The 12,788-nt window shown below is 66.1% G+C and carries 15 protein-coding genes; 6 read left to right on the forward strand and 9 right to left on the reverse strand.

The features are described 5' to 3' along the window. Position 1 precedes the first annotated feature (1 nt). Genes AC1DJH_RS29880 through AC1DJH_RS29890 form a run of 3 tightly spaced genes read right to left on the reverse strand, consistent with a single transcriptional unit; the run spans position 2 to position 2,736 of the window. A complete protein-coding gene (locus AC1DJH_RS29880) occupies positions 2 to 466 on the reverse strand; it encodes an aromatic-ring-hydroxylating dioxygenase subunit beta (RefSeq protein WP_478188171.1) in 465 nt (154 codons plus the stop codon). A gap of 27 nt (positions 467 to 493) precedes the next feature. Further along, positions 494 to 1,738 (reverse strand): Rieske 2Fe-2S domain-containing protein, encoded by a 1,245-nt coding sequence (locus tag AC1DJH_RS29885; protein ID WP_478188172.1) that lies wholly within the window; start codon positions 1,736 to 1,738, stop codon positions 494 to 496. An 11-nt stretch (positions 1,739 to 1,749) separates the two neighbouring features. Next, positions 1,750 to 2,736: a Bug family tripartite tricarboxylate transporter substrate binding protein gene (locus AC1DJH_RS29890; RefSeq protein ID WP_478188173.1), complete on the reverse strand. Its 987-nt coding sequence runs from the start codon at positions 2,734 to 2,736 to the stop codon at positions 1,750 to 1,752. Between the two features lie 81 nt (positions 2,737 to 2,817). Between AC1DJH_RS29890 and AC1DJH_RS29895 the strand changes: the two genes are divergently transcribed. Then, positions 2,818 to 3,618: an IclR family transcriptional regulator domain-containing protein gene (locus tag AC1DJH_RS29895; RefSeq protein ID WP_478188174.1), complete on the forward strand. Its 801-nt coding sequence runs from the start codon at positions 2,818 to 2,820 to the stop codon at positions 3,616 to 3,618. Between the two features lie 170 nt (positions 3,619 to 3,788). Here the strand turns inward: AC1DJH_RS29895 and AC1DJH_RS29900 are convergent, their stop codons facing one another. The 6 genes from AC1DJH_RS29900 to AC1DJH_RS29925 form a co-directional block, all read right to left on the reverse strand. Then, on the reverse strand, positions 3,789 to 4,271 hold the full coding sequence (locus AC1DJH_RS29900) for a hypothetical protein (protein ID WP_478188175.1): 483 nt from the start codon (positions 4,269 to 4,271) through the stop codon (positions 3,789 to 3,791). A 9-nt stretch (positions 4,272 to 4,280) separates the two neighbouring features. Beyond that, complete coding sequence (locus AC1DJH_RS29905; RefSeq protein WP_478188176.1) at positions 4,281 to 4,757, reverse strand: hypothetical protein; 477 nt, start codon at positions 4,755 to 4,757, stop codon at positions 4,281 to 4,283. A 210-nt stretch (positions 4,758 to 4,967) separates the two neighbouring features. Beyond that, positions 4,968 to 6,185, reverse strand: coding sequence for an NAD(P)/FAD-dependent oxidoreductase (locus AC1DJH_RS29910; protein ID WP_478188177.1), 1,218 nt, complete (start codon positions 6,183 to 6,185; stop codon positions 4,968 to 4,970). Positions 6,186 to 6,252: 67 nt separating this feature from the next. Beyond that, positions 6,253 to 6,576: a non-heme iron oxygenase ferredoxin subunit gene (locus AC1DJH_RS29915; protein ID WP_478188178.1), complete on the reverse strand. Its 324-nt coding sequence runs from the start codon at positions 6,574 to 6,576 to the stop codon at positions 6,253 to 6,255. Positions 6,577 to 6,584: 8 nt separating this feature from the next. Then, on the reverse strand, positions 6,585 to 7,055 hold the full coding sequence (locus tag AC1DJH_RS29920) for an aromatic-ring-hydroxylating dioxygenase subunit beta (RefSeq protein ID WP_478188179.1): 471 nt from the start codon (positions 7,053 to 7,055) through the stop codon (positions 6,585 to 6,587). A gap of 1 nt (position 7,056) precedes the next feature. Continuing rightward, the gene (locus AC1DJH_RS29925; RefSeq protein WP_478188180.1) at positions 7,057 to 8,322 is read right to left on the reverse strand and encodes an aromatic ring-hydroxylating dioxygenase subunit alpha; all 1,266 of its coding nucleotides are present in this window, start codon (positions 8,320 to 8,322) and stop codon (positions 7,057 to 7,059) included. 130 nt (positions 8,323 to 8,452) lie between these two features. On the opposite strand from AC1DJH_RS29925, the gene AC1DJH_RS29930 reads away from it, so the two are divergent. The 5 genes from AC1DJH_RS29930 to AC1DJH_RS29950 all read left to right on the forward strand — a co-directional run bounded on the left by AC1DJH_RS29930 (position 8,453) and on the right by AC1DJH_RS29950 (position 12,780). Then, complete coding sequence (locus tag AC1DJH_RS29930; RefSeq protein WP_478188181.1) at positions 8,453 to 9,394, forward strand: LysR family transcriptional regulator; 942 nt, start codon at positions 8,453 to 8,455, stop codon at positions 9,392 to 9,394. Between the two features lie 138 nt (positions 9,395 to 9,532). Continuing rightward, the gene (locus AC1DJH_RS29935) at positions 9,533 to 10,138 is read left to right on the forward strand and encodes a TetR/AcrR family transcriptional regulator (RefSeq protein WP_478188182.1); all 606 of its coding nucleotides are present in this window, start codon (positions 9,533 to 9,535) and stop codon (positions 10,136 to 10,138) included. Between the two features lie 109 nt (positions 10,139 to 10,247). Next, entirely contained in the window at positions 10,248 to 10,928 is a 681-nt protein-coding gene (locus AC1DJH_RS29940; protein ID WP_478188183.1) for a type 1 glutamine amidotransferase domain-containing protein, read from the forward strand. Between the two features lie 210 nt (positions 10,929 to 11,138). Next, positions 11,139 to 11,963 carry an alpha/beta fold hydrolase gene (locus tag AC1DJH_RS29945; protein ID WP_478188242.1) on the forward strand — a complete coding sequence of 275 codons (825 nt, stop codon included), beginning with the start codon at positions 11,139 to 11,141 and terminating at the stop codon, positions 11,961 to 11,963. Positions 11,964 to 12,018: 55 nt separating this feature from the next. Further along, complete coding sequence (locus tag AC1DJH_RS29950; protein ID WP_478188184.1) at positions 12,019 to 12,780, forward strand: alpha/beta fold hydrolase; 762 nt, start codon at positions 12,019 to 12,021, stop codon at positions 12,778 to 12,780. Positions 12,781 to 12,788: the final 8 nt, after the last annotated feature.

A 12,788-nucleotide genomic window follows, 5' to 3' on the forward strand; every position in this document is an offset into this window, starting at 1 on the left:
GTCACAGCGGCAGCGCAAGCAGGGTGTCGGTGACGGTGCTGTCGCACACGGCCACGCGCGATTGCAGGCGCAGCTGTCCGTCCTGCCGCACGAAGCGGTCCTGGTAGACGCCGGTGGCGAACACCTCGGTCTGCCCCGTGGCCATGATGCGTGCCACCAAGAAGGGCGTGCGCGCCTCGGCGGAGTCGGCCCCGGCCTTGTGCAGCAGCGGCATGCCCAGCAGGTGCCGGTAGCGCTGGCGTTCGTAGATGTTGGCTTCGCGCAGCGCCGCGATGCGGTCTTCGAGCATGGCGCGCGAGTCGGCATAGACGATGCCGGCCGGCAGGCCCTCGCGCTCGTTCTCGATGTGCGTGATGCGGTAGTGGCAGTCTTCGGTGAAGAAGCCGGGCCATTGCTCCAGCGCATCGCTGTCGATGGCGTCGGCGTAGGCCGCGTTGAAGGCGCACAGCGCCAGCAGGTCGATCATGGGGTGTCCTCGTTCTTCTTCGGTGGCTCAGGCGCCCATGTGCCGGCGGTAGGCTTTCCAGAAACCGCGCACCGAGGCCTCGGTGGCGCGGCCCTCGCCGGAGACGGCCGTGTCGCCGCCCATCTCGACCACGGCCTCGTGCTCGGCCGCGCCGGCAATGCCGCGCTGCACGAAACCGCCGACCGCGCCGTCTTCCATCGAGATGAAGCCCGCAGGCCCCACGAGGTTCGACTGCTTCAGGCGCACCTTGCGCTGCTCGGGCGTGTCGTCGGCGTAGCCGATGTAGGTCCAGTTGAGTTCGGTGCGCGCCGTGCCCTTGGGCAGCACCTGGCGCACGGCCAGGCAGTTCTGGATCTGCTGCAGCACGAAGCCGGGGAACACCGACAGGATCTGCAGGGTCACGCCGTCGTCGTACTCCTTGAAGCCGGCCAGCACGCTCGGGTCTTTCAGGCGATAGCGGTCGTTGTCGGAGCGAAGCGCCTGCTCCTTGTACGACGCGTCCTTTTCGGCCGCCGCGTCGATCATCGAATAGCTCACATGGTGGCCGCCGCTCTCGTCGACGACCACGCCGCCTTTCTGCGACAGGCGGTTGAGCTCGAAGGTGGTGAAGAACATGTGCAGCAGGCTGGCGTGGTAGCTGTCCTTGACGTTCTCGACGTAGAGCTTCCAGTTGTTTGGCAGCGCCTGCGTGAAGCGGCCGATGACCTCCACCGGCTTGTGCAGCACGCGTTCGATGCGCTGGCAGATCTCGTCGCCGAGGTACTCCTCGATCGACGGCACCTCGTCGCTGAAGCTGCCGAAGACCAGGCCGCAGAAGCTCGCGACGCGCAGCTTGCGCGGGCCGTGCGCTTCCTTGCAGAAGCTCGCGGGCATGCCGCCCTGGCCCTTCACGCCCTTCTCGAAGGCCACGCCGGTCAGGTCGCCCTGGCGGTTGTAGCTCCACGCGTGGTACACGCACTGGAAGTTGTCGCTGCGGCCCGACTTCTCGAGCGCGATCAGCGCGCCGCGGTGCGCGCAACGGTTCTCGAAGGCGTAGATCTCGCCGTCGTCGTCGCGCACCACCACCACCGGCGTCTCGCCTGCGAAGGTGGTGCGGTAGCTGCCTGCGTCGGCCAGCTCGGCCTCCAGGCAAAGGTAGTTCCAGACCTCGCCGCGGAAGATGCGGACCTGCTCGTCGGCGGCGAGCTGCGCGTCGCTGTACACCGCGAACGGGATGCGCGTGAGGCCGGGGCCGGACCAGTGGACGGGTTGGGATTGGATGTCGTCGTGCATGAGGAACTCGCTTATTCCATGGTGACCTTGGCGGCCTGGATGACCTTGTGCCACTTGGCCGACTCGGCCTGGATGAACTGGCCGGTGCGCTCGCTGTCCCAGCCGCGCGGCTCGGCGCCCTGTTCGGCGAACTTCTGCTTCACGTCGGGCAGCGCGAGCGCGGCGGCCATCGCCTTCTGCGTCGCCGCAACGGTGGCGGGCGGCGTGCCCGGCGGGGCGACCACGGCGAACCACGTCACCGCGTTCATGGCGGGCAGCTTCTGCTCGGCGAAGGTGGGCACGTTGGGCAGCGCCTTGGAACGCTGCTCGTCGGCCACCGCGAGGATGCGGACCTTGCCGGTGCGCTCGAACTGCAGCGACGAGGAGATATTGTCGAAGAACACGTCCACCTGCCCGCCGATCAGGTCGACCAGCGCGGGCGCGGTGCCCTTGTACGGCACATGCGTCATCTCGGTGCCCGTGAGCTGCATGAACATGCTGGCCGTGAGGTGCGACGTGGTGCCGTTGCCTTGGGAGGCAAAGCTCACCTTGCCGGGGTTCGCCTTGAGGTAGGCGATGAACTCGGTCACGTTGTGCACCGGCAGCTTCGGGTTCACCACCAGCACGTTGGGCACGGTGGCCAGCACCGTCACCGGCACCCAGCGCGCCGGGTCGAAGCCGAGCTTCTTGTAGAGGTGCTGGTTGATGGCGATGGGCGCGGGCGGCGAGGCCAGCAGCGTCTTGCCGTCGGGCTCGGCGCGGAACACCACGTCCGCGCCGATGTTGCCGCCGGCGCCGGTGCGGTTCTCGACCACCACGCCGGCCGGGTACAGGTCGCGCAGCTTGTCGGCCACCACGCGCGGCAGGATGTCGGCGGTGCCGCCGGCCGGAAAGGGCACGACGAGGCGTGCGATCTTGTTGTCGTTCTGTGCATGGGCCTGGCCTGCGAGTGCGGCAAGGCCGATCAGGCAGGCGCAAGCCGGCAGGGCGCGCATGCGCCGGGCGATGGTCTGGAACATTGGCTGTCTCCGTGTTCTTCGTGCGTCGAGGGGATTCCAGTGTCACTTTGCAGCCGGGGCGCAACAAGCTAGATTTGCGCAATGCGCAAAAATCAGAGCATTGCCCCAGGAGCGGAAGCGCCGCCCGACAAGAATTTCGTGGCCTCGCTGCAAAAGGGCCTCGACGTGCTGACCTGCTTCGGCCGTCAGCACAGCCGCCTCACCGTGTCGGAAGTGGGCGGTCTCACGCAGAGCTCGCCGGCCTCGGCGCGGCGCTCGCTGCTCACGCTGCAGACGCTGGGCTACCTGGACAGCGACGGAAAGCGCTTCTGGATGCTGCCGAAGGCGCTGCTGGTGGCGCATGCGTACCTCGCGTCGCGGCCCGCGCCCTCGCTGGCGCAGCCGCTGCTCGACGCGCTGTCGGAGCGCACGCGAGAGTCGGCGTCGCTCGGCATGCTGCAGGGCGACGACGCGATCATCATCGCGCGCTCCACCGCGCGGCGCAGCCTGAGCACGGGGCTGGGCATCGGCTCGCGGCTGCCGGCCTATTGCGCGGCGCTGGGGCGCGTGCTGCTCGCGGGCCTGCCGCCCGAGGAGGCCGCGCGGCGCGTGCGCGCCATGCCTCGCCCGCGCCTGACCGCACGCACGGTCACCGATGCCGGAGAGGTGCTGGCGCTCATTGCGCGCTGCCGCGAGGAGGGCTACGCCAGCAACGACGGCGAGCTCGAACTCGGCGTGCGCTCGATGGCCGTGCCTGTGCGGGACCGCTCGGGCGAGGTGACGGCGGCGATGAGCATCGCGGTGCGTGCGGAGCGCATGACACTGGCGGAGGTGCGCGAAACCTTCCTGCCTGCGCTGCGCAAGGCCAGCAGCAGCCTGGTGACGCGCCTGCATGCGGTGTAAGCAGGCAACGAGCTGCTCATTCAGCCGCGTCGGGAAGCTGCTCGGCGCAGATCGTCACGGACCTGTTCCAGCAGATCCGGCCCTGTCGTGCAGCGAGTGAATGCACGCATGCACCACGGCTTCTCGTCGATTGCGAGCCCGCAGTTGCGCAGGGCAGTCGACCTGTGCCGTCAGGCAGCAAGGCCCAGTTCGCGCGCCTCGGCCTCGTAGTTCGCGTAGGAGGCTTTCAGCACCGCGCCGTTGAGGATCATCTCGGCCAGCGGCTCGCGCGCCGCCCCGGGCTGGCCGTCGTAGACGCGGGTGCGCACCCAGCACGACTCGGTGCGCGCGCTCTCGCTCAGCGCGATGATTTCGCGCTCCAGCGTGTACGGATGATCGACGAACAGCGGGCCCTTGAGCAGCCGGATCTGCTGCCCCGCGAACAGCCCTACGGCCGGCCCGAGCCCCTTGAAGCCCGCCTCGCCGACGGTGCTGCCCAGCAGCACGGAGATCATCTCGAAAGGAATGATGGCGCGGCCCCATGGCGAGCCGGTGGCGCCTTCAGGCGTGTACCAGGGGCTCGGCTCGGTGATGACCTGCAGCTTGTCGGCCAGGCTGAACGGGTAGTAGTTGCCCATGTGCTGGTCGAAGCCCATGCGCACGTTTTCGGTCACGGCGCCGCGCTAGCCGACCTTCAGGTCGCGGTTGATGACCAGGCCGGCGGCCGGACGCAGCTTGGCGATGCGCTGCTCCAGTTCATGCGGCAGGCTGGCGGCGTCGCCCACCGAGGCCGAGCCCGTGAGCACCGGCATGCCGTCGCGCTTCTCTGCCCACAGGCGCACGAAGCGCTCGCCGGGCGCGGGCCGCTGCACGAAGGCGCGCACCTCTTCGCCCTCGACCACCATGTTCTGGTAGTGCGCGCTGATGCAGCCGGTCTCGAACCAGGCCTTGCCGAAGACGTCGAACAGCAGCGGATCGAACTGGCTGAAATGCGTCGGCCCTTCGATGGGGCCGGCGCGCAGGCCCAGGCCCTCGGCCATGCTGTCGTCGTGGATGGACTTGTGGCCGTCGTAGTTCTGGTCGTTGAGCATCTGGCGCGGCTTGCGCAGCGGGCCGCAGAGGGCGGGGGTGTCGCTGAAGGGTGTCGTGGGTGAGGTCATGCGGCAGCATCGGGGCAAGCGCGCCGTGGCGCAATCGCTGAGGCGACAGGCGAGGGCGCCGGCGGTGGCCCGGCAGCGTGGCTCGTGCAAGGGTCGGCGGGTGCAACTGCGCTTCGTCGCCGATGCTGCCGAGCATGAGGAGCTTGGGGGTGTCGATACCCCCGAGCCCACGACGACTTCGATGAAGAGCCGCTCGGCCGTTGTCGAAGGTCAGAGCCTGGACAGAGGGACCTGGAGGTCGGCGAGCTGTTGGACGTCGACGCGCGTGCGGCGCTCGATCAGGCGTCGCGCAAAACGCAGGTCGCGCGCCGCGTTCGGCCCCATTGCCGCGGCGACTTGGTCCCCATCGAGGAAGAACAGCACGAAGCTGTTGGAGTCCGCGTCGCCGCGCATGACCACCTGGTGCTTGGGAGTCGGCACGCCGAAGATCTGCAGGTTGACGTCGTACTGGTCGGACCAGAACCACGGCAGCGGCTGATGGTTCACCGCGGTGCCCAGCGCGGCGCGTGCGGCCGCGATCCCTTGCTCCTGGGCGTTCTGCCAGGACTCCAGTCGCATGCGGCGCCCGGCCCGGTCGCAGTGCCACACCGCGACGTCGCCGGCGGCTAGGATGTCCGGGTCCGAGGTGCGGCACTGGGAATCGACCCGCACGCCGCCTTCGCATGCCAGGCCCGCTTCGCGTGCGAGTTCATCGTTCGCGATCAACCCGACGCCGAAAAGAACCACGTCGCAAGCGAGCCTTCGTCCGTCGCCGAGGGTCGCCGTCAATTCTTCGCCGGGCCCCTGGGCCAGCTGCTCGATCCCCGCACCCAGCTCGACCTGAACGCCATGCGCGGTGTGAAGCCGCAGCAGGTAGTCGGAAATCTCCTCAGGCACCGTGCGCTCGCACAGCCTGTTCATGGCCTCGACGACCGTGACGTCCAGGCCCTTCTTCCGGGCGGTTGCCGCGACCTCCAGGCCGATCCATCCTCCACCCACGACCAGCAGCCGCTTTCCGGGGACGAGCGCCGCACCGAGCGCTGCCGCATCGCCGATGCTGCGCAGCGTGAAGACGCCAGGCAGATCGGCGCCGGGGATGGCCAGGCGGCGCGCGCGGCCTCCGGTGCACAGGATCAAGCTGTCGTAGCGAATCGGCTCGCCGCGGCTCAGGTGCAACTGCCTGGCGGTCCTGTCGATGCGCGTGGCGCTGACATCGGGGCGCCAGTCGAGCTTCAGCGCATCGAAGGCTTCCGGCTTCTGAAGGCAGGTCGTGTCCGCATGCGCATCGCCCGCGAGCACCGCCTTGGAAAGGGGAGGCCTTTCGTAGGGGCGATGAGGCTCGTTCCCGATCAGCACCACCCGGCCCTCGAAGCCCTCGCTGCGCAGCGTCTGCGCAGCCAGTCCTCCGGCCTGGCCACCGCCCACGATCACGATCGTCCGATCACTCATGGGGCCTCCGGACCGCCGAGGAACGGTAAGTCTGCGACCGGTGCGCGAGCATTGCCATGCATTCGAATCAGCCCAGCGAAAGGAACACCCGGCCGCCTTCGATCTTCACCGGATAGGAGCGGATGGCTTCCGTCACGGGAGCGCACGTCGGTGCGCCGTTGCGCACGTCGAACTTGCCCTGGTGCAGCGGGCACTCGATCTCGTGCCCCTCCAGAAAGCCCTCGCACAGGCGGGCATGTCCGTGGGTGCAGAGGTTGTCGGTCGCATAGATCTGGCCGTCCACGCTGTACAGGGCGATGTCGCGTCCGTCGACGCGCATGCCCACGACATCGTCTGCAGGAACGTCATCGACCGGTGCCGCATCGGTCCATTGGAATTCGGAATCGCTCATGGGTGGCCTTACAACGGATAGATGACGGAGTTCGGGATCATTTCGCTGTCGTAGATGACCTGGCGCGAAGCGAACTTCAGCCCGTGTTCGGTCCGCACGACGACGTCGATGTAGCGCCCGACACTGAAGACGGTCGACAGCTCGGAGAGCTTGGTGCGGAATACCGCGTAGTTGGCTTCCGACTCGATGCGGTCGGCTTCGGCTTTCAGAACCACCGGCGCGCCGACGACGTGGCGCTGGTAGTACGGGTCGTGAAACAGGGTTTCTCGAATCCCGTAGACGCGGTCCTTGAGCATTCCCTTGCTCTCGAACGACAGCGTCGCCAGTGGAAAGCCACGGTCGTAGTTTTCTCTGGGCTGCAGCCGGTAGGTGCAGTCTTCCGTGAAGAATTCGGGCCAGAGTTCCCATTGGCTGGAGCTGACGGCCTGGGCGTAGCTGGCGTAGAGCTGGGACAGCTCGAAGTAGTCCTTGAAGTCCACGTCAAGCCTCCATCACCTTGCGCCAGTACGCGTACATGCCCCGTATCAGGGTCTCGGTGACCATGTGGTCCGTGTCGCCGACCTCGCGTCCGCCAAGCTCGGCGAGCGTGCGATGAAAAGGTTTCTGCTCGAAACCCTTTTGCGACAGCTCGATCACTTCACCATCGTCCGCGGACACGAATCCGGCGGGTCCGAAGAGGTTGGCCTGACGCAGCCGGCGCTGCGTCATTTCTTCGGTGTCGTCCTCGAACCCGAAGTGGGTCCATACGAAGTCGAAGGCACCGGGGCCGCTCGGCTGGATATGGCGCGTGGAGACGCTGTTGACCTGCTGCTGGAAGATCACGCTCGGGAACAGCGTCATCATCACAGCGGTCGGTCCGCCCCACCAAGGCTCCTGCACGATGTCGAGGAAGCGGGGGTCGTTGAGCTGCATGCTCTCCTTGAAGCTCGAGACCTGGGTGACCTCGTCGGCCTTGCCGCTCGCGCCGCGCGTCGAAATCATGGCGGCATGGCGATGGTGCCGGTCCATTCGAAGCTCGGACTTGTTGTCCGCACGCCAGAGGCCGAAGGTGACGAACCACGTGTGCAGCAGGCCCGGGTGGTACGGGTCCTTGATGTTCTCCTGCATCAACTTCCAGTTGCCCGGAATGCGCTGGCGGTTGTAGCCAAGAATGGTCAGCTTCCGGCCGTTGAACAGCCGATCGAAGTAACCCAGGATCTCCGGCCCCATGAAGTCTTCGAGCGATTCGACCTCCGGGTCGAAGGATGCAAAGACCACACCTCCGCGTGTTGCGACTCTGAGCTTGTTCAGGCCATGCTCGGCCGGCTTGAAGTCGGCGGGCATCCCGCCGTTGACCTTGCCGTCCTGCTTGACGCCCCGCCGGAAAGGAACCCCCTGCAGGTCGCCGGTGAGGGCGTAGTTCCATTGGTGATACGGGCAGGTGAACCCCTGCGCCTTGCGGTTGCCATGGCGTTCGCGGCAGAACTGCATGCCTCGGTGAGCGCACACGTTCTCGACGACGCTGATGGAATCCTCGGCGTCGCGCACCATGATCACGGAGCGTTCGCCGACGACCGTGCGGGTGAAGTCCCCGACCTGCGGAACCTCGGCTTCGAGGCCGACGTAGCACCAGTGGTTGCGATAGAAGAGGCGTTCCAGCTCTTGCCGATGCTGGTCGGCCTCGGTGTAGGCCATGAAGGGGATCCGGCTGGTGCCCTGGTTTTCCCAGTGGATCTTCTGGGGGAAGACGGCCGATGTGTCATCCATGTGGTGTGTCTCCTGTGCTGCCTCAGGGGAGGGCAGCGTCTTGTGGGTGCGGCAATGATCTCCCTTCCACTCACATCGCTCAATAGAATATGAGCAATAGTTCAAATTGATTCTGCGAATGTGAGGCGCCATGGAGCTCAAGGACATCGACCTCAACCTTCTGGTCGTTTTCCAGCAATTGCTCGTCGACCGGCGCGTCTCGAAGGTGGCCAGCAGCCTCGGCCTGTCGCAGCCGGGAGTGAGCAACGCACTGGCACGCCTGCGCAAGCTCACCGATGACCCGCTGTTCCTGCGAACGCCCGACGGCATGGAGCCGACGCCATACGCGCAGCAGCTCGCGGGGCCCACCGCGACGGCATTGCAGGTCATCCACGCGGCCATCAACCAGAAGGCCTCCTTCGACCCGACGACGTCGAAGCGCGCCTTCACGGTGGGCATGACCGACATCGGCGAGATCTACTTCCTGCCCAAGCTGATGAAGGAAGTGGCACGGGTCGCGCCCCTCGTGTCGATCAGCACCGTTCGCAACACGGCCGTGAACCTGCAGGACGAGATGGAAGCAGGGCATGTGGACCTGGCGATCGGCTTGTTGCCGCAGCTCAAGGCGGGGTACTTTCAGCGCCGGCTGTTCAAGCAGCACTACGTTTGCATGTTCCGGCGGGGGCACCCCCTGGACAAGAGGACGGTGTCATTGAGCGAGTTCTCCGCGGCCGATCACGTCGTCGTGATCTCGGCGGGCACGGGGCACGGCAATGCCGACGAAATCCTCGGGCGCAAGAAGGTGCTGCGAAAGGTGGTCCTCACGGTTCCGCACTATGTGGCGGTGGGCCACATCCTTCATGACTCGGACCTGGTGGCGACCGTGCCTGAACGGCTCGCCCAGGCGCTGGCGGGGCCTTTCGGCCTTTCCTACATCCGTCACCCGGCCAAGCTGCCCGAGATTGCGATCAACCTGTTCTGGCATGGCCGATTTCACAAGGACCCGGCCATCACGTGGCTGCGCTCGCTGATCGTCGCGCTGCATGGCGAAGGCACGGCCGACCAGGATGGCCAAAACAGTCGCGGCGGGTAATGAGTGAATGGGAGTCTGCGCCGCATAGCGATCCTTCAAGCAGCCGGATGGAGTCTCGTGCAGCGAGCGGAAAGGGCGACTGAATATTTTTTCAATCAGGACTAGACGACTGGTCTACTTGAGCGCTAGAATTGCGTCATGGCGAAAACGACCACCCCCGAATCCACCGACACCCGAGACAACATCCTCGCGGCCGGTCAGCGAATGATGGCTGCGAAAGGGTTCACGGCCGTCGGGCTGAACGAGATCCTGACGTCGTCCGGCGTTCCGAAGGGGTCGTTCTATCACTACTTCAGCTCGAAGGAAGCGTACGGCGAGGCCTTGCTCGACAGCTATTTCGATGACTATCTTGCGGAAATCGACAAGACCCTGGCGCAGCCGGACCAGACCATGGCGCAGCGTGTGATGAACTATTTCGCCGACTGGCGGGACACGCAGTCGTTCATGGACTGCCAGGGCAAATGCCTGGCCGTGAAGTTGGGCGCCGAGGTTGCGGACTTGTCCGAACCCATGCGCCTGGCGCTGAAGAAGGGCACCGCCGGCATCACCAGCAGGTTGGCCAAGGCCTTGGAAGTCGGCATTGCGGAAAAGTCGCTCTCCATCCATGGGTCGCCTGAGGACACCGCACAAAGCCTTTACCAACTGTGGCTGGGCGCCAGTGTGATGGTCAAGATCGTGCGAGATCGAGAACCCTTCGAGGCCGCCTTGAAAACCACGCGCCAAATTCTTCACCTGTCCCACTGAACGGGGCGGGTCCTGGATGCACTTCGAACCGAGGTGCTTTTTTCAGGCCGGGTTACTAGTAGACCGGTCTATTGTGTTTTTAATCAACGTTTTTTTCTGGAGAAGCAACATGAAGATTCTGATGGTCCTGACCTCGCACGACGAACTCGGCAACACCGGCCGCAAGACCGGCTTCTGGCTCGAAGAGCTGGCCGCCCCGTATTACGCGTTCAAGGCGGCTGGCGCCGAGATCGTGCTGGCCTCGCCCAACGGCGGCCAACCGCCCCTCGACCCCAAGAGCAACGAGCCGTCCTTCCAGACCGACCTGACGCGACGCTTCGAAGCCGATGCACAGGCCACCGCGCAACTCGCCACCACCGTGCGCCTGGACAGCGTCTCGCAGGCCGACTTCGACACGGTCTTCTATCCCGGCGGCCACGGCCCGCTGTGGGACCTGGCCGAAGACGAGCACTCGATCGCGCTGATCGAATCGTTCATCGCCGCGGGCAAGTACGTGGCTCTCGTGTGCCACGCGCCGGGTGTGCTGCGCCATGTGAAGCTCGCCGATGGCAAGCCGCTCGTCGAAGGCAAGAACGTGACCGGCTTCACCAACACCGAGGAAGAGGCTGTGGGCCTGACCAACGTCGTGCCCTTCCTCGTCGAAGACGAGCTCAAGGCCAAGGGTGGCCTGTATTCCAAGGGCGCCGACTGGTCCTCGTATGTGGTCGCGGACGGCCTGCTCATCACCGGGCAGAACCCTGGTTCGTCTGCCGAGGCAGCGCAGTTGCTGCTGAGCAAGGTCGGCAGCTGAGGCGTCTTCCGCCCGCATTTCTACCGACCGAAAGCAGCACCCATGCAAAACCTTTCCAGGCCGACCGATCCCGCGCGCCGACACCTGCTGGCCAGCGGCGCCGCTGCCGCCGTTTCCCTCGGCCTGCCCATGGCCGCATGGGCAGCCGGCAGCACCGGCGCAACCCGCAACACCGTTCCCCTTCAACCAAGCCCGCAAGAAAACACCACCATGAGCACCATCACCACACAGGACGGCACCCAGATCTTCTACAAGGACTGGGGTCCCAGGACCGCGCAGGCGATCGTGTTCCACCACGGCTGGCCGCTGAGCGCCGACGACTGGGACGCGCAGATGCTGTACTTCCTCGGCCAGGGCTATCGCGTCATTGCGCATGACCGGCGCGGCCACGGCCGCTCGTCGCAGACGGACACCGGCAACGACATGAACACCTACGCCGCCGACGTCGCGGCGCTCACGGCCCACCTCGACCTGAAGAACGCCTTTCACGTGGGTCACTCCACCGGCGGCGGCGAAGTGGCGCGCTACGTTGCGCTGCACGGCGAGCGCGTTGCCAAGGCGGTGCTGATCGGCTCGGTGACACCCGTCATGCTGAAGTCCGCCGCCAATCCGGGTGGCCTGCCGATGGAGGTTTTCGACGGCTTCCGTGCGCAGCTGGCGGCCAACCGCGCGCAGTTCTACCAGGACGTGCCGGTTCCCTTCTATGGCTACAACCGGCCCGACGCCAAGGTGTCCGAAGGCATCAAGGCCAACTGGTGGCGCCAGGGAATGATGGGCGGTGCCAAGGCCCACTTCGACTGCATCAAGGCCTTCTCCGAGACCGACTTCACCGAAGATCTGAAGAAGATCGCCGTGCCCACCCTCGTGATGCATGGCGACGACGACCAGATAGTGCCCATCACCGACAGCGCCTTGCTCGCGGTCAAGCTGCTCAGGAAGGGCTCGCTCAAGGTCTATCCCGGCCTGCCGCACGGCATGTGCACCACCCACGCCGCAGTGATCAACGCCGATCTGCTCGCGTTCTTCAAGGCCTGAGCCCATCGGCTGCCCTGCCCACGCCAACCCATCTGACATTCACTGGAGATTTCTCATGACGATCCGCAACATCCTTTCATCCGTCGCACTCGCCACCGCTACCCTGGTCGGCGGCAATGTCTTCGCAGCCGACCTGCCATCGGTCGTTCTCGTGCACGGCGCTTTCGCCGACGGCTCCGACTGGGCCAAGGTCATTCCGCTGCTGCAGGCCAAGGGCATCCATGTGACGGCGGTGCAGAACGGGCTCGAGTCGCTGGCCGGCGACGTGGCCGCGACACGCCGCGCCATCGACAACCAGAAGGGCAAGGTGGTGCTGGTGGGCCACTCGTGGGCCGGCACCGTGATCACCGAGGCGGGCGACAACGACAAGGTGGCCGGGCTGGTCTATGTGGCCGCCTTCGCGCCGGACGCGGGCCAGTCGTCCGCCGAACTGGGCAAGGACTATCCGCCGTCGCCGGGCGTCAAGCGGCTGGTGGCCGACGCCAAGGACTGGCTCACGCTGCCGCCGCAGGCCATCGCCGAAGACTTTGCCCCGGACGTGCCGCGCGCACAGGCCGCGGTCATGGCCGTGACGCAAGGCCCGCTGCAGGCCAAGGCCCTCGAAGACAAGACGACCGTGGCCGCATGGAAGACGCGCCCCTCGTGGTTCATCGTCAGCGCCAACGACCGCATCATCTCGCCCGACCTCGAGCGCGCCATGGCGAAGAAGATCGGCGCGACCACGACGACACTGCCGACCAGCCATGTGCCGCAACAGTCGCGTCCCAAGGACGTGGCCGCAGTGATCATCGCCGCGGTCAACGCCAGCGCGAAGTGAGACCGCGG

The organism is Variovorax sp. 10N412, from assembly GCF_056394985.1.

Coding starts and splice junctions, on each gene's coding strand:
- AC1DJH_RS29940 (WP_478188183.1), top strand. CDS start 10,248: ATGAAGATTCTGATGGTCCTGACCTCGCACGACGAACTCGGCAACACC.
- AC1DJH_RS29950 (WP_478188184.1), top strand. CDS start 12,019: ATGACGATCCGCAACATCCTTTCATCCGTCGCACTCGCCACCGCTACC.
- AC1DJH_RS29910 (WP_478188177.1), bottom strand. CDS start 6,185: ATGAGTGATCGGACGATCGTGATCGTGGGCGGTGGCCAGGCCGGAGGA.
- AC1DJH_RS29890 (WP_478188173.1), bottom strand. CDS start 2,736: ATGTTCCAGACCATCGCCCGGCGCATGCGCGCCCTGCCGGCTTGCGCC.
- AC1DJH_RS29895 (WP_478188174.1), top strand. CDS start 2,818: ATGCGCAAAAATCAGAGCATTGCCCCAGGAGCGGAAGCGCCGCCCGAC.
- AC1DJH_RS29905 (WP_478188176.1), bottom strand. CDS start 4,757: ATGACCTCACCCACGACACCCTTCAGCGACACCCCCGCCCTCTGCGGC.
- AC1DJH_RS29915 (WP_478188178.1), bottom strand. CDS start 6,576: ATGAGCGATTCCGAATTCCAATGGACCGATGCGGCACCGGTCGATGAC.
- AC1DJH_RS29925 (WP_478188180.1), bottom strand. CDS start 8,322: ATGGATGACACATCGGCCGTCTTCCCCCAGAAGATCCACTGGGAAAAC.
- AC1DJH_RS29945 (WP_478188242.1), top strand. CDS start 11,139: ATGAGCACCATCACCACACAGGACGGCACCCAGATCTTCTACAAGGAC.
- AC1DJH_RS29885 (WP_478188172.1), bottom strand. CDS start 1,738: ATGCACGACGACATCCAATCCCAACCCGTCCACTGGTCCGGCCCCGGC.
- AC1DJH_RS29930 (WP_478188181.1), top strand. CDS start 8,453: ATGGAGCTCAAGGACATCGACCTCAACCTTCTGGTCGTTTTCCAGCAA.
- AC1DJH_RS29880 (WP_478188171.1), bottom strand. CDS start 466: ATGATCGACCTGCTGGCGCTGTGCGCCTTCAACGCGGCCTACGCCGAC.
- AC1DJH_RS29935 (WP_478188182.1), top strand. CDS start 9,533: ATGGCGAAAACGACCACCCCCGAATCCACCGACACCCGAGACAACATC.